This window comes from Sphingopyxis macrogoltabida (genome assembly GCF_001314325.1).
Taxonomy (GTDB): domain Bacteria; phylum Pseudomonadota; class Alphaproteobacteria; order Sphingomonadales; family Sphingomonadaceae; genus Sphingopyxis; species Sphingopyxis macrogoltabida.
Window position 1 is genome coordinate 1,541,301 of sequence record NZ_CP009429.1, and the last position, 14,940, is coordinate 1,556,240.

The 14,940-nt window shown below is 64.9% G+C and carries 12 protein-coding genes; 7 read left to right on the plus strand and 5 right to left on the minus strand.

The genetic code is table 11. The features are described from left to right. The first annotated feature begins 134 nt into the window (after positions 1-134). Complete coding sequence (gene topA, locus LH19_RS07710) at positions 135-2,693, plus strand: type I DNA topoisomerase (protein ID WP_054726701.1); 2,559 nt, start codon at positions 135-137, stop codon at positions 2,691-2,693. 139 nt (positions 2,694-2,832) lie between these two features. After that, the gene (locus LH19_RS07715) at positions 2,833-3,957 is read left to right on the plus strand and encodes a lipase family protein (protein WP_054726705.1); all 1,125 of its coding nucleotides are present in this window, start codon (positions 2,833-2,835) and stop codon (positions 3,955-3,957) included. A gap of 1 nt (position 3,958) precedes the next feature. Here LH19_RS07715 and LH19_RS07720 read toward each other — a convergent pair whose 3' ends face one another. From LH19_RS07720 to lepB, 4 genes are read right to left on the minus strand one after another with little or no spacing between them, the layout of a single operon-like run. Continuing rightward, the gene (locus LH19_RS07720) at positions 3,959-4,396 is read right to left on the minus strand and encodes a hypothetical protein (protein WP_054726709.1); all 438 of its coding nucleotides are present in this window, start codon (positions 4,394-4,396) and stop codon (positions 3,959-3,961) included. Positions 4,397-4,418: 22 nt separating this feature from the next. Then, positions 4,419-5,312, minus strand: coding sequence for a GTPase Era (gene era, locus LH19_RS07725; RefSeq protein ID WP_054726713.1), 894 nt, complete (start codon positions 5,310-5,312; stop codon positions 4,419-4,421). Next, the gene (gene rnc, locus LH19_RS07730; RefSeq protein ID WP_054726717.1) at positions 5,309-5,989 is read right to left on the minus strand and encodes a ribonuclease III; all 681 of its coding nucleotides are present in this window, start codon (positions 5,987-5,989) and stop codon (positions 5,309-5,311) included. The genes era and rnc overlap by 4 nt, the downstream gene beginning before the upstream one ends. Then, the gene (gene lepB / locus LH19_RS07735; protein ID WP_054733186.1) at positions 5,986-6,804 is read right to left on the minus strand and encodes a signal peptidase I; all 819 of its coding nucleotides are present in this window, start codon (positions 6,802-6,804) and stop codon (positions 5,986-5,988) included. Before lepB ends, rnc begins: the two co-directional genes overlap by 4 nt. A 196-nt stretch (positions 6,805-7,000) precedes the next feature. Here lepB and pgi point away from each other — a divergent pair, with 196 nt between their 5' ends. From pgi to LH19_RS07750, 3 genes are all read left to right on the plus strand, one after another. Beyond that, positions 7,001-8,506 (plus strand): glucose-6-phosphate isomerase, encoded by a 1,506-nt coding sequence (gene pgi, locus LH19_RS07740; protein WP_054726720.1) that lies wholly within the window; start codon positions 7,001-7,003, stop codon positions 8,504-8,506. Positions 8,507-8,614: 108 nt separating this feature from the next. Beyond that, entirely contained in the window at positions 8,615-9,961 is a 1,347-nt protein-coding gene (gor, locus tag LH19_RS07745) for a glutathione-disulfide reductase (RefSeq protein WP_054726723.1), read from the plus strand. Positions 9,962-10,021: 60 nt separating this feature from the next. Continuing rightward, entirely contained in the window at positions 10,022-11,038 is a 1,017-nt protein-coding gene (locus LH19_RS07750) for an SDR family oxidoreductase (protein ID WP_054726725.1), read from the plus strand. On the opposite strand, the gene LH19_RS07755 is transcribed toward LH19_RS07750, so the two are convergent. Then, positions 11,035-12,444: a helix-turn-helix domain-containing protein gene (locus LH19_RS07755; protein WP_054726727.1), complete on the minus strand. Its 1,410-nt coding sequence runs from the start codon at positions 12,442-12,444 to the stop codon at positions 11,035-11,037. The two genes, LH19_RS07750 and LH19_RS07755, sit on opposite strands and share 4 nt — an antisense overlap. 109 nt (positions 12,445-12,553) lie before the next feature. On the opposite strand from LH19_RS07755, the gene LH19_RS07760 reads away from it, so the two are divergent. Continuing rightward, on the plus strand, positions 12,554-14,086 hold the full coding sequence (locus tag LH19_RS07760; RefSeq protein WP_054726729.1) for an acyl-CoA carboxylase subunit beta: 1,533 nt from the start codon (positions 12,554-12,556) through the stop codon (positions 14,084-14,086). Between the two features lie 94 nt (positions 14,087-14,180). Beyond that, positions 14,181-14,930 carry a hypothetical protein gene (locus LH19_RS07765; protein ID WP_054726731.1) on the plus strand — a complete coding sequence of 250 codons (750 nt, stop codon included), beginning with the start codon at positions 14,181-14,183 and terminating at the stop codon, positions 14,928-14,930. The last annotated feature ends 10 nt before the right edge of the window (positions 14,931-14,940 follow it).

Here is a 14,940-nt window from a genome sequence, read left to right on the forward strand (position 1 = left end):
CATCCCGGTACAGGCCGGGATGACGGAGATCGCCATGACCGAATTTGTTTCGGTTAAATCCCCTTGACGGAACATGCCGCGCCCCGCCACCCTCGCGCGTACGTACGTAAGCGTTTTCGGGGATAGAGTTTTTCATGCAATTGGTGATTGTGGAATCGCCCGCCAAGGCGAAGACGATCGAGAAATATCTTGGTCGCGATTTCAAGGTGCTGGCCAGCTATGGCCATGTCCGCGACCTGCCGCCGAAGGACGGCTCGGTCGATCCCGACGACGGCTTTTCGATGCAATGGCAGCTTTATCCCGACAAGGCGAAGCGGCTGAAGGAAATCCAGGACGCGGCCAAGACTGCCGACCGACTGATCCTCGCGACTGACCCTGATCGCGAGGGCGAGGCGATCAGCTGGCATGTGCAGGAATTGCTGCGCGCGAAGAAGGCACTGCCGCAGGCGGTCGACCGCGTGACCTTCAACGCGATCACCAAGCAGGCGGTGACCGACGCGATGGCGCATCCGCGCGCGCTCGATGACGATTTGATCGACGCCTATCGCGCGCGCCGTGCGCTCGACTATCTGGTCGGCTTCACCCTGTCGCCGGTGCTGTGGCGCAAGCTGCCCGGCGCCAAGTCGGCGGGCCGCGTCCAGTCGGTAACCCTGCGCATGGTCGTCGAGCGCGAGCGCGAGATCGAGGCCTTTGTCGCGCAGCAATATTGGTCGGTCACCGGCCTGTTCGAAATGGGCGGCACGCCGTTCCGGGCGCGGCTCGCGCGGTGGCGCGGCGACAAGATCGAGCGGCTGTCGATCGGCACCGAAGCCGACGCTCGCGCCGCCGAAGCCGATGTGAAGGCCGGCCATTTCACCGTCGACACGGTCGAGACCAAGCCGCTGACGCGCAACCCGCCGCCGCCCTTCACCACCTCGACGCTGCAGCAGGAGGCAGCGCGCAAGCTCGGCTTCTCGGCGAGCCACACGATGCGGATCGCGCAGGCGCTCTACGAGGACGGCGCGATCACCTATATGCGGACCGACGGCGTCCAGATGGACGGCAGCGCGATCAGCGCGGCGCGCAAGGCGATCGCCGACCGCTATGACGGCGGCTATGTCCCCGATCAGCCGCGCCAGTATCAGACCAAGGCGAAGAACGCGCAGGAAGCGCACGAAGCGATCCGCCCGACCGACTTTTCGAAGGACAAGGCCGGCAGCGGCGACCATGCGCGACTGTACGAGCTGGTCTGGAAGCGTGCGCTGGCGAGCCAGATGGCGTCGGCGCGGCTCGAACGCACCAGCATCGACCTCAGCGACGGCACCGGCAAGACGATGCTGCGCGCGACGGGGCAGGTGGTGAAATTCCCCGGCTTCCTCGCGCTTTATGATGAGGGCCGCGACGATAGCGGCGATGACGAGGATGCGCGCCTGCTGCCTGCGATGAGCAAGGGCGATGCGCCGGCGAAGACCGGCGTCGAGGTCGAAAGCCACGAAACGCAGCCGCCGCCGCGCTATTCGGAAGCGAGCCTCGTCAAGAAGATGGAGGAGCTCGGCATCGGGCGCCCGTCGACCTATGCGTCGATCGTCCAGGTGCTCAAGGACCGTGGCTATGTGACCGTCGAGAAGAACCGCTTCATTCCCGAAGAAAGCGGACGGCTGCTGACTGCCTTCCTCGAACGCTTCTTCGAACGCTATGTCGAATATGACTATACCGCCGGGCTCGAGGAAGAACTCGACGACGTGTCCGGCGGCCGCGCCCAGTGGCAGGCGGTGCTCGACCGCTTCTGGCGCGATTTTAAGCCGCGCACCGGCGAGGTCATGGAGCAGAAGCCGTCGGAGATCACCGCGGCGCTCGACGAATTTCTCGGCCCCTATCTCTTTCCCGACAAGGGCGACGGCAGCGACCCGCGCCTGTGCCCCAATTGCGGCACCGGGCGGCTCGCGCTGCGCGGCGGCAAATTCGGGCCGTTCATCGCGTGCAGCAACTATCCCGACTGCAAGTTCACGCGGAAATTCGCGCAGCCGGGAGGCAGCGACGCGGGCGACACGGGGCCGGAGGCGATGGGGACCGATCCCGACAGCGGGCTTGAGGTCACGAAGCGCAGCGGGCGTTTCGGACCCTATATCCAGCTCGGCGACGGCAAGGAGGCAAAGCGCTCGTCGATCCCGAAGGATATTCCGGCCGAGGATTTCGACCTCGACTATGCGTTGCGGCTGCTCAGCCTGCCGCGCGAGGTCGGCGTGCATCCCGAAAGCGGCAAGCCGATCATGGCGGGGCTCGGGCGCTATGGCCCCTATCTGCTTCATGACGGCAAATATGCGAAGCTGACCGGTACGGCCGAAATCTTCGACATCGGCATGAACGCCGCGGTCGTCCGGATCGCCGAGGCGGCGAGCGGCGGTGGACGCGGGCGGACCAAGGCCGAACCGCTCAACACTTTCGGACCGCACCCGACGAGCGGCGGCGAGATGAAGCTGATGGAAGGGCGCTTCGGTCCCTATGTCACCGACGGCACGACCAATGCGACTTTGCCCAAGACCGCCGACCCGGCGACGCTGACGCTCGAGGAGGCGATCGCGCTGATCGATGCGCGCGCCGCCAAGGGGCCCGCAAAGGGCAAGAAAAAGGCAGCGCCGAAGAAAAAGGCTGCTGCGAAGAAGCCTGCAGCCAAAAAGGCGCCGGCGAAAAAGGCGGCGACTGCCAAAGAATGAGGTCATCAGAATGAGGTCATCCCGGCGAAGGCCGGGATCTCACCCTAACGCCATGAAGCAACGGCGAGATCCCGGCCTTCGCCGGGATGACGGTCGCGTTTCCACATGATAAGACGGCGTGCATCGGGGAGACCTGTCCATGCGCCACCTGTTCGCCGCCGTCCTGCTCGCCATCCTTTCTGCGCTTTCCGTGCCGGCCGCAGCCCAGCCGTCGCGCTACCTGATCTCGGCGCAGCCCATGGCGGACGCGCCGCCGGGCGTGCAGGCCTGGCGGGTGCAGTATTGGACTACCAACGGCAGCGGCACACGCTTCGCGGTGACCGGCATCGTCGCCGCGCCGATGGAAGCGATCCCGCCGCGTCCGCGCCGGGTGATTGCCTGGACGCACGGCGCTTGGGGCGTCGCCGAGAAATGCGCGCCCTCGCTCAGCCCGAATTTCTTCGAATATTCGGCGGGCATGAATGCGGTTCGCAACGGCTATGTCGTGGTGGCGCCCGATTATATCGGTCTTGCCAGTCCGACGATGCATCCGTTTCTGGTCGGCCCCGATACGGCAAATGCCGTCCTCGACGGTGTGCGGGCGGCGCGCGAGATTCCGGGTACGGCGGCGGGCGGCAGTTTCGCCGTCTGGGGCGAATCGCAGGGCGGACATGCGGCACTATGGACGGCGACGGCGGCGCGCACCTATGCACCCGAATTGACGTTGGTCGCCACGGCCGCCGCCGCTCCGCCGACCGACCTTGCCGCGAACCTCCGCGAAGGCAGCGACAAGAATGCGCGTGCGTTGCTGATGTCCTTCGCGCTGCATAGCTGGTCGACGCTCTATGACTTCCCGCTCGACAGCATTGCCAACCGGACCAATCAGGGCATCATCCACCGGCTCGCCGAGAATAATTGCGTCGCGTTCAACAAGAAGCCGAAGCTCGGAACGATCCTCGGCATCCTGAGCGTCGCGCGCGCTACGAAGAACAAGGATATCGCAAGGATCGAACCCTTCGGCTCCTTCGCGCGCGCCAACAGTGTGGATCCGGCGCGCGTTCCGGGGCCGCTCCTGATCGCGCAGAGCAGCAAGGACACGATCGTCGCTCCCGCGGTGACGCGCAAGTTTGCCAAGGCGGTCTGCAAACGCGGCACGCCCCTTCGCTGGATCGACATGACCGGCGATCATGGCGCGAGCGCAAAGGACAGCGCGCAGGAGACGATCGGCTGGATCACCGCGCGCTTCGACGGCAATCCGCCGCCGAGTGATTGCCGGCGGATCTAGTTCAGGAAAAAGTGCCGGGGTCGACGGGAGGCTTGCCGTTGAACCATGCCGCTGCGTCGGGCCGGAACAGCATGTAGATCGCCACCCCCTGAAGGATTGTCAGGACGAATGTGACGCCGAGCGACAGGCCCTGCGGTCCCAGCGGGTTGTCGAGATTCCGCAGGATCGAAACCAGTCCGAGCGCGAAGAAGGCGACCAAAATCCACTTGGCGACTTTGCTGGCTCGCGCCGAGATGAAATACCAGATGACGAGGTTGATGATCATGCCGATGACGAAGGAGGCGATGATAAAGCCCGATCCGAAACCCGTGGCGGCAAATTCCGGGGAGCTGGCGAGCTTTTCCGATATGGCGCTCCACCCGATAATGAAATTCAGCGCGCCGAGTACCAAAGACCCGAGATAGAGGCGGTCGAACAATATGATGGAATCGGGTTTCATAATGTTTGCCCCCTCTTTGCCCCTAATCGACCCAGTCGAGTCCCATGTCGCGGTAGACGCTGCGGTCCTCGTCCCAGTTTTCCTTGACCTTGACGTGCAGGAACAGATGGACCTTGCGGCCCATGAGTTCGGTCAGTTCGGCGCGGGCGCGGGCGCCGATTTCCTTGATTCGGCTGCCGCCCTTGCCGAGTACGATCGCGCGCTGGTTGTCGCGCGCGACGTAGATTTGCTGGTGGATTTCGGCGCTGCCGTCGGGGCGCGACTTGAACAGTTCGGTCTCGACCGTCGACTGATAGGGCAGTTCTTCGTGAAGCTGGCGATAGAGTTGTTCGCGCGTGATTTCGGCGGCGAGCATGCGTTCGGGCGCGTCGCTGACCTCGTCCTCGGGGAAATGCCACGGCCCCTCGGGCATCAGCGCGGCGAGATGCGCCTTGAGTTCGGGGACGCCATCGCCGCTGCTCGCGGCGATGAAGAAGGTTTCGTCGAATGCGACCTTGCCGTTGAGTTCGGTCGCGATGGTGAGCAGCTTGTCCTTCTTGGTCAGGTCGACCTTGTTGAGGATCAGATATTTTTTCTCGGGCCGGTTAGCGATGCCCTCCAGCACGCGCTCGACGCGGCCGGTCAGCTTGGCGGCGGCATCGACCATGACGAGGATCGCTTCGGCCTCCTCGAGGCTGCCCCAGGCGGCGGCGACCATCGCGCGGTCGAGACGGCGCGTCGGCGCGAAGATGCCGGGCGTGTCGATCAGCACGATCTGCGCGTCGCCTTCCATCGCAACGCCCATCAGCCGCGTCCGCGTCGTCTGCGCCTTGGGGCTGACGATCGCGACCTTCTGGCCGACCAGCGCGTTGACGAGGGTCGATTTGCCCGCATTGGGCGCGCCGACGACGGCGACGAAACCGCAACGCTGGGTCATTTTTCCTGTCCTTCGAGTTCGGCGAGCAGCGCCGCCGCTGCCGCTTTTTCGGCCGCCTGTTTGCTCGCGCCTTCGGCTTCGGCGCGCGCGAGCTTGCCGACGCTCACCGCGACGCGAAAGCGCGGGGCATGGTCGGGGCCTTCGCGCGCGACGATCTCATATTCGGGCGGGCGCCGCTTGCGCGCCAGCGCCCATTCCTGAAGCGCCGCCTTCGGGTGTTTGGGTGCGGCCTGCTGGCCCTCGATCATCGCGCCCCAGTGGGCGAGAATGAAAGCGCGCGCCGCATCGGCTCCCTGGTCGAGATAGAGCGCGCCGATCAGCGCCTCGATCGCGTCGGCAGCGATATTGTCGCTGTATCGGCCACCATCGCTGCGTGCCTGCGCCCCGAAGCGGACGAGTGCGGTAAGGTCGAGCCGGCGCGCGATGGCGGCGCAGGTTTCACCCGAGGCGAGCGCATGCAACCGCGACGAAAGCTCGCCCTCGGTTGCGGCGGGAAAACGCGTATAGAGCTCGGACGCGATGACGAGCCCGAGGACGCGGTCGCCGAGAAATTCGAGCCGCTGATAGTCGGCGCGGCCCGTACTGCCGTGGGTCAGGGCCTGATCGTAAAGTGCCAGGTTGCCCGGGGCGCGGCCGATGATGTCGGCGAGCGCCCCGGTGTCGAGGGTGTCGTTCAAAAACCGTCCCCGATGCGGCTCCAGCGCGCGGCGGTGAACCAGCTGATCGGGTTGAACCAGCTTGCCGACCCGTCGGTCGAGAACATGCCGACCAGCGCGTGGCCGACGAGATTCTTTTCGGGGACGAGGCCGATGCCCTCATTCTCTACTGCCGGAAAACGGCTGTCGGCGCTGCGGTCGCGGTTGTCGCCCATCAGGAACAAATGTCCTTCGGGCACGACGACCAATGCTGTATTGTCCTGCGGGATAGTCGTGATGTCGAGGATCGCATAGCTTTTTCCGCTCGGCAGCGTTTCGCGGAACTGCTTGTAGCGGCACTGGCGCAGGCCGGCCGCGCTCACTTCCTCGAACTCGGGCGAATAGCAGGGCAGGGTGCCCGTCGCGCGCGATGCTTCGATCATGTTCGGCGTCACCGGGATGACGAGATCGGGCATCGCTTCGCGCTTCAGCGGCGCGCCGTTGAGCCAGACGATGCCGTCGCGAACCTGCACGCTGTCGCCGGGCAGGCCGATGACGCGCTTGATATAATCATTGTCGGCGACCGGCGGCGCCTTGAAAACGACGACGTCGCCGCGTTCGGGGGTGCGCGCGAAAATCCGGCCGGGGATCAGCGGGACGCTGAACGGCAGGCTGTACTTCGAATAGCCATAGGCCATTTTGTTGACGAGCAGATAGTCGCCGATCAGCAGTCGCGGCTGCATCGATTCCGAAGGAATGTTGAAGGGTGACAGGAAAAAGCTGCGGAAAATCAACACTGCGACCGCCAGCAGGGCAAGGAAGCGGACGGTATCGACCGCCTCTTCCTTCGCCGACACCGGGGTCGGGGTGGGGGAGGCCGGCGCCGGCTGGTCGGCAGGCGCGTTATCGGCAGTAAAGCTGGCTTCGGTCATGTCCGCGCATTGGCGATGAATAGGTTCCCACGTCAAGCGAATATCGGCGGATGGCGCTGGCGCACCGATGGCGGCGGGCCTATGAAAAGGCCGATCTCGCCCCTCGAAGGAATCCAAGTCCATGACGACCGTCCAGCAGGCCTGGCAGGCCCTTGCCGACTGGCAGCCAAAGCCGTTGACCGATCTTGTCGCTGCCGATCCCGACACGCGGTTGCAGGCTCTCGTCCGCAGCGTCGCCGATATCCGCTTCGATTTTGCCAAGACCCACCTCGATGACGGCGCGATCGATATCCTGTCGAAACTTGCCGCGGCGCAGGATTTCGGCGGCCGTCGCAAGACGCTCTTTTCGGGCGGCATCGCCAATCCGACCGAAAACCGGGCCGCCGAACACAGTGCCGAGCGGGGCGACGGGGCGCCCGAGTCGGTGCATGTCGCGCAGGCGCTGCACCAGCGGATGCGGATGATGATCGACGCGATCGAAGCGGGTGCGTTCGGCGAGATCCGCCACCTGCTCCATATCGGCATCGGCGGTTCGGCGCTTGGCCCCGACCTGCTCGTCGATGCACTCGGGCGGCACAGTTCGCGCTATGACGTCGCGGTCGTCTCGAACGTCGACGGCGCCGCTCTGTCAGAAGCCTTTGCGCGCTTCAGCCCCGAACACACGCTTATCGCCGTCGCCTCGAAGACCTTTACCACGACCGAAACGCTGCTCAACGCGGCGTCAGCGTTGCAGTGGCTGGAGGAAGGCGGCGTCGACGATCCGCTCGGCCGGGTGATCGCGCTGACCGCGATGCCTGAGCGCGCGATCGAGTGGGGCGTCGACGAAACGCGTATCCTGCCGTTCAGCGAAACCGTCGGCGGTCGCTATTCGCTCTGGTCGTCGATCGGTTTTCCCGCCGCGCTGGCCTTGGGCTGGGACGCCTTTGCCGACCTGCTCGAGGGCGCGGCCGAAATGGACCGGCACTTCCGGCTCGCCGACGGTGCCGACAATATCTGCCTGCTCGCGGCTTTCGTCGACCAGCTCTATGCCAACCGCCTTGGTTGCCAGACGCGCGCGGTCTTTGCCTATGACGAACGGCTGCGTTTGTTGCCCGATTATCTCCAGCAACTCGAAATGGAATCGAACGGCAAGTCGGTGACGCTGGACGGCGCGCCGCTCGGACGCCACAGCGCGCCGATCACCTGGGGCGGCGTCGGCACCGACGCGCAGCACGCGGTGTTCCAGCTCCTCCACCAGGGCACACACCTGACCCCGGTCGAGTTCGTCGTCGCGCGCGAGCCCGACCATCTGCTCGACGATGCGCATCACGAAACGCTTGTCGCCAATTGCATCGCGCAAGGCGCCGCCTTGATGACGGGCCGCGCGAGCGAGGACGGCGCGCGCAATTATCCGGGCAACCGCCCGTCGACGACGATCCTGCTCGATCAGGTCAGCCCGCGCAGCCTCGGCGCGCTGATCGCCTTTTACGAGCATCGGGTCTTTGCCAATGCCGTGCTGCTCGGCATCAACCCCTTCGACCAGTTCGGGGTCGAGCTGGGGAAGGAAATGGCGAAGGGTTTGACCGAAGGAACCATCGAATTCGACCTCGCGACGCAGGCGCTGATGCATGCGGCGCTCGGCGAATGAGCGGACGTTCATCAGAGTAACCGCAAAATTCGATTGGCAAGTCGTCGCGGCGTAACTACATAGGCGTCCGTTGCCGATTGCAATCCATCACAAGCGCGGGGTTCATTCATGAGCGAGTTCGACTACGACCTGTTCGTCATCGGTGCGGGGTCCGGCGGGGTGCGCGCCTCGCGCATCGCCGCTTCGCACGGCGCGCGGGTCGCGGTCGCCGAGGAGCATCGGGTCGGCGGGACCTGCGTCATCCGCGGCTGTGTTCCCAAGAAACTGCTCGTCTATGGCGCCCATTTTGCCGAGGATATTCACGACGCTCGGAAATTCGGGTGGGAGGTCGCCGACTGCAAGTTCAACTGGGACGTGCTGCGCGACAATGTGCTGGCCGAGGTCGACCGGCTCGAAGGCCTCTATGGCCAGACGCTCGACAGCCACAAGGTCACCGTCTTCAAAACCCGCGCGACGCTGATCGGGCCGCAGAAGGTCCGCCTTGCCGACGGGCAGGAAATCAGCGCCGAACGCATCCTGCTCGCGACGGGCGGCTGGCCCTTCGTTCCCGAATTTCCGGGCAGCGAGCATGCGATCACCTCGAACGAGGTCTTCCATCTCGACAAGCTGCCGAAGCGCGTCGTGATTGCGGGCGGCGGCTATATCGCCAACGAGTTCGCCGGCATCTTCAACGAATTCGGCAGCAAGGTGACGATCGTCAATCGCGGCGACACCATATTGCGCGGCTATGACGAACAGATCCGCGATCGCCTGCTCCAGATTTCGATGACCAAGGGGATCGACTTCAAGTTCAATGCGCCGTTCCAATCGATCGAGAAGAACGACGACGGCACGCTGACCGTTCACCTCGAAAATTGCGATGCGATAACCGCCGACGCGGTGCTGATCGCGACCGGGCGGACGCCGAACACCAAGGGGCTGGGCCTTGAGGATGTCGGTGTCGAGCTTGACGAGCATGGCGCTATCAAGGTGGGCGACGACAACCAGTCGTCGGTACCGAGCATCTACGCCGTCGGCGACGTGACCAACCGCATCCAGTTGACCCCCGTTGCGATCCGCGAAGGGCAGGCGTTCGCGGACTCGGTGTTCGGCGGCAAGCCGACCGTCGTCGATTACAAGAACGTCCCGAGCGCGGTGTTCAGCCATCCGCCGATCGGGGCGGTCGGGATGACCGAGGCCGAGGCGCGCAACAAGCTGGGCAGCATCCGCACTTACACGAGCGATTTTCGCGCGATGAAAAATGTCCTCGCGGGCCGTAACGAGCGCGCGCTCTACAAAATGATCGTCAACGCCGCGACCGATCAGGTCGTGGGCCTCCACATGATCGGGCCCGATGCGCCCGAGATATTGCAGGCGGCCGCGATCGCGGTGAAGGCGGGGCTGACCAAGGCCGATTTCGACGCCACCGTCGCGCTGCATCCGAGCATGGCCGAGGAACTGGTGCTCCTGAAATAAGGTTTCGGCCCGCAACCAAAACGCGCTATCCTTGCGGGACAACGGGCAGGGGAGGCGCGGATGGCGGGCACGGCATTGGTCACCGGGGGCAGCGGCTATATCGCGGGCTTCCTGATCCGGCAGCTGATCGCGAATGGCTGGACCGTCCATGCCACCGTCCGCAGCCTGAAACGCGAGCCCGAGGTTCGCGGTTGGCTCGACGTCGATAACGGCAAGCTCGAATTTTTCGCCGCCGATCTTGAGCATGACGCGGGCTGGGCCGAGGCTATCGCCGGTTGCACCCATGTGGCGCATGTCGCCTCGCCCTTTCCGCTCGGCGTACCCAAGCATGCCGACGAACTTGTCGTTCCCGCGCGCGAAGGCGCGTTGCGCGCGCTCCGCTTTGCGCGTGCGGCAGGAGTGAAACGCTTCATCCTGACCTCATCGATGGCGGCAATCGCCTATGGCCATGGCAAAGGCCGCGACCTGTATGACGAGGCTGACTGGACCAACCTCGCCAATCCCGATGTCATGCCCTATCCGCGATCGAAGACCGTTGCCGAGCGCGCCGCGCGCGACTGGGTAGCGGCCGAGGGCGGCGATATGGAGTTCGCCTCGGTCAATCCTGCCGCGGTATTCGGGCCGCTGCTGTCGGACGATTTGTCGACCTCGATCGAGGTGGTGAAGCAGCTCCTGGAAGGGAAGGTGCCGATGTGCCCCGACGTCGGCTTCGGCATCATCGACGTGCGCGATGTCGCCGACCTCCACTATCGCGCGCTGACCGCCGAGGAGATCAAGAACGAACGGTTCGTCTGCTCGGGTCCATTCCTCAAATTTATCGACGTCGCGCATATCCTGAAGGCTAATCTGGGCGAGCAGGCGCGCAAGGTGCCGACGCGGAAGATGCCCGACTGGCTGCTCAAGCTGCTCGCGATCGTCCGGCCCGAACTTAAGCAGGTCGTCGCCGAACTCGGCAATGTGCGCGGCGGCGACAGCAGCCATGCAATGGAGAGGCTGGGCTGGACGATGCGAACGCCCGACGAAGCGCTGCTCGCGACGGCGAACGGTCTGATCGAGCGCGGGATCGTGAAGGTCTAGCCGATCCGGTACGGCACGACGTCGCGCCGGTCGGGATCGACGAGGATCGGCCGGTCACTGGGCGGAAAGGCGCGCTGGTCGCAGTCCTCGCGCGGGCAGATGCGGCACGACAGCCCAATCCGCGCAGCCGCCTGTGGCGCAGCGACATCGACGCCGTCGGCATAGACGAAATCGCCGGCATATTGCGCCTCGCACCCCAGTGCGACGGCGTAGCGCCGCGGGCTGCGCGCATAACTGCCCGAGGGTTTGACCAGCCCCTTCGCCATCGAAACATAGCGCAGTCCGTCGGGGGTCTCGGCGAGCTGGAACAGGATACGGTCGGGGATCGCCGCCGCCTCGTGGACGATCCACAGCGGGCAGGCGCCGCCGAAGCGTGCGAACTGCAGCCGCGTCGCACTGTGCCGCTTGGTGATGTTGCCCGCCATGTCGACGCGGCAGAAGAACATCGGGATGCCGCGCGCGCCGGGGCGCTGGAGGGTCGAGAGGCGATGGCACGCCTGTTCGAAGCTGACCCCATATTCGAGCCGCAGCCGGTCGATGTCGTGCCGCACCGCACGCGCGCTGGCGCGGAACGGGCCATAGGGCATCAGCACGGCGCCCGCGGCGTAGTTGGCGAGCCCGACGTGGAGCAATTGCCGGGCCGCCGGCGTGCGCAGCGGCGACGATTCGACCACCGCAGCGATCTCGTCGGCGAGGGCAAGCGCGGCGAGTTGGTGCGCGAGCTGGAAACGGCGGCTTTCGGTCGGCAGCGACGGATCGATGACGAGGTGGCGCATCGTCGCGTCGAAATCGCGCAGCGTCTGGCTCTGGCGATAGACGATCGAGATACCGAGCGCGTTGCGCATCCGCCGTTCGATCGTCTCGACGGGGGGCGAGGGCGGCGAGCCGCTGAGGCTTGCAGCGAGGGCTTCGGCGGCGCGGTCGATGCTGTCGACATAATTTCCCGCATCGTGGAACCAGTCGCGTACCTCCTCCCATGGCAGGCGGCTGCCCTCGGCGGTGCCGCCCGTCAGCGCTTCGTCGATGATCTGCAGCCGCTGTCCGGCGCGGCGATAGGCAGCGTGGAGCGCGACGAACTGGTCGGCGAGTTGCGGCTGCTGGAGCGCCGCGCGCTCGATCTGTTCGGGCGGCAAAGGCGCGGCGGCGAACAGCGGATCGGCGGCGGCTTCGCGGAGCGCGCCCTGCCGGCGGTCGCCCGCATCGGCGGCGACTTCCTCCCATTCGAGTGGAAAGAGTTTTTGCAGGCGGTCGAGGAGCGCTGGCGTCAGCGGGCGGTCGTCATGTTCGATCTGGCTGAGGTAGGAGGCCGAGATGTCGAGCTGCGCGGCAAAGTCGGCCTGGCGGAGGGCGCGCGATTCCCGAAGTTGGCGAAGTTGTCGCCCGGCGTAGAGGCGGGTCGGTAGCATCGGGGCGAGGATACTTTGCAAAGTCTGACTTTGCAACTTTGCAAATTCACATTTGCATCATGGCGCGTGCGGGGGCAGATGGCGCGCTCGATATTATCCGGAGAGAAGCATGTCCGCCAACATCGCCGAAATGGAACGCCGTCGCGCCGCCGCCGCTCTGGGGGGCGGGCAGAAGCGCATCGATGCGCAGCACAGCAAGGGCAAGCTCTCCGCGCGCGAGCGGCTCGACGTGCTGCTCGACGAAGGGTCGTTCGAGGAGCTCGACACCTATGTCGAGCATAATTGCACCGATTTCGGGATGCAGGACCAGAAGGTTCCGGGCGACGGTGTCGTCACCGGCAGCGGCACGATCAACGGCCGCCTCGTCTATGTCTTCAGCCAGGACTTCACCGTCTTCGGTGGCTCGCTGTCGGAGCGGCACGCCGAGAAGATCATGAAGGTCATGGACAATGCGATGAAGGTCGGCGCGCCGGTCATCGGCCTGAACGACAGCGGCGGCGCGCGTATTCAGGAAGGCGTTGCTTCGCTGGGCGGTTATGCCGAGGTGTTCCAGCGCAACGTCCTCGCCAGCGGTGTCGTGCCGCAGATCAGCCTGATCATGGGCCCCTGCGCGGGCGGCGCGGTTTACAGCCCGGCGATGACCGACTTCATCTTCATGGTGAAGGATAGCAGCTATATGTTCGTTACCGGGCCTGACGTGGTCAAAACGGTGACCAACGAAGTGGTGACGCAGGAACAGCTTGGCGGCGCGATCACCCACACGACGAAAAGCTCGGTCGCCGACAATGCGTTCGAGAACGACATCGAGGCGCTGCTCGCGGCGCGCGATTTCTTCGATTACCTGCCCGAGAACAACCGCAGCGGCGTTCCGGTGCGTCCGACGAGCGATCCGTACGACCGCGCCGAGCCCAGCCTCGACACGCTGATCCCGCCGAACGCGAACCAGCCCTACGACATGCACGAGCTGATCCGCAAAACGGTCGACGAGGGCGATTTCTTCGAGGTGCAGCCGGCGCACGCCGCGAACATCATCTGCGGCTTTGGGCGCATCGAAGGCCGCACGATCGGGATCGTTGCGAACCAGCCGATGGTGCTGGCGGGCGTGCTCGACATCAATTCGTCGAAGAAGGCGGCGCGTTTCGTCCGCTTCTGCGACGCGTTCGAAATCCCGATCATCACCTTCGTCGATGTCCCGGGCTTCCTGCCCGGCACGGCGCAGGAATATAACGGCATCATCAAGCATGGCGCGAAGCTGCTGTTTGCCTATGCCGAGGCGACGGTGCCCAAGATCACCGTGATCACGCGCAAGGCCTATGGCGGGGCATATGACGTGATGGCGTCGAAGCATCTGCGCGGCGACCTCAACTATGCCTGGCCGACCGCCGAGATCGCGGTGATGGGCGCGAAGGGCGCGGTCGAGATCATCTTCCGCAGCGACATCGGCGACCCCGAAAAGATCGCCGAGCGGACGAAGGAATATGAAGACCGCTTCGCCAACCCGTTCGTTGCGGCATCGCGCGGCTATATCGACGAGGTCATCCACCCGCACAACACGCGCAAGCGGATCGCGATCGGCCTTCGCAAGCTCCGGAACAAGAGCCTCGAAAATCCGTGGAAGAAGCACGACAATATCCCGTTGTGACAGCGAGCACTAAAATTTCCTCGCAGATGAGGTAGTTAGGGATCGCGGCCCGAAAGCGCGGCCGCGATGTTCGACTATCAAATGAGGTTTCGAGATGCGTAAATCCGTTCTTGCCGCTGTTATCGCCCTGTCGGGGCTTGTGTCGCCCGCGGCGTCGGCTTTCGATCCCGACACGCCGGTCGGTGAAAAGCCCGAGGCTTTCCCGATCACGCTCGGCGACGAGGAAGATGCGACGATCGATCTGGCGTTCCGTACCGCCTTCGGCCTGCCCAAGGGGGCCGAGCCCGAGGCGGCGCGGACGATCGACGAGCGGAGCTATCATTTCCGCCCGGTCGCCATCCATCTGCTCGAAAACAACACCGGAGTGCTGCTCAGCGTCGGGTCGCTCGACGAGGCAGGACACAGCGAAGGCGGTCTGAACGCGATCCACTATCTGAAATCGAGCCCCGACGGCTGGGTGAAGCAGGGCGAGTGGATCGGTCTCGGCGCGACGGGGACCGTCGGCAACGGCGCGACGAGCTGGGCCTTTTCGAGCCTGCTCGGGCGTAATCCCTATCTGATCACGGCGGGCGGCGGCGTTTGGCAGGGCTGCGCGATCGGCTCCGCCGCGGTGACCGAATTGGCCCCCGACGGCCCGGTCGATCGCGGCAGCTTTACCGACGGGATGAGTTCGGGCGCGGGTCTCGGCCAGACCGAACAGGAATATGAGGGCAAGATCGCTGCCGCGGTACCCGACAAGAGCTTCACCGTCGCCTACACCGGCACGCGGTCTTTCAAGCAGGAATATGTGCTCAACAACGGCAAGTACGAGCTGGTCGGCAAGGACCAGGTTCCGGGTTGCTGAGGAGAATGGA

Bases quoted from the DNA above. Each gene is read 5' to 3' on its own strand.
- topA (WP_054726701.1), top strand. From the start codon at position 135: ATGCAATTGGTGATTGTGGAATCGCCCGCCAAGGCGAAGACGATCGAG.
- LH19_RS07715 (WP_054726705.1), top strand. From the start codon at position 2,833: ATGCGCCACCTGTTCGCCGCCGTCCTGCTCGCCATCCTTTCTGCGCTT.
- LH19_RS07720 (WP_054726709.1), bottom strand. From the start codon at position 4,396: ATGAAACCCGATTCCATCATATTGTTCGACCGCCTCTATCTCGGGTCT.
- era (WP_054726713.1), bottom strand. From the start codon at position 5,312: ATGACCCAGCGTTGCGGTTTCGTCGCCGTCGTCGGCGCGCCCAATGCG.
- pgi (WP_054726720.1), top strand. From the start codon at position 7,001: ATGACGACCGTCCAGCAGGCCTGGCAGGCCCTTGCCGACTGGCAGCCA.
- gor (WP_054726723.1), top strand. From the start codon at position 8,615: ATGAGCGAGTTCGACTACGACCTGTTCGTCATCGGTGCGGGGTCCGGC.
- LH19_RS07750 (WP_054726725.1), top strand. From the start codon at position 10,022: ATGGCGGGCACGGCATTGGTCACCGGGGGCAGCGGCTATATCGCGGGC.
- LH19_RS07755 (WP_054726727.1), bottom strand. From the start codon at position 12,444: ATGCTACCGACCCGCCTCTACGCCGGGCGACAACTTCGCCAACTTCGG.
- LH19_RS07760 (WP_054726729.1), top strand. From the start codon at position 12,554: ATGTCCGCCAACATCGCCGAAATGGAACGCCGTCGCGCCGCCGCCGCT.
- LH19_RS07765 (WP_054726731.1), top strand. From the start codon at position 14,181: ATGCGTAAATCCGTTCTTGCCGCTGTTATCGCCCTGTCGGGGCTTGTG.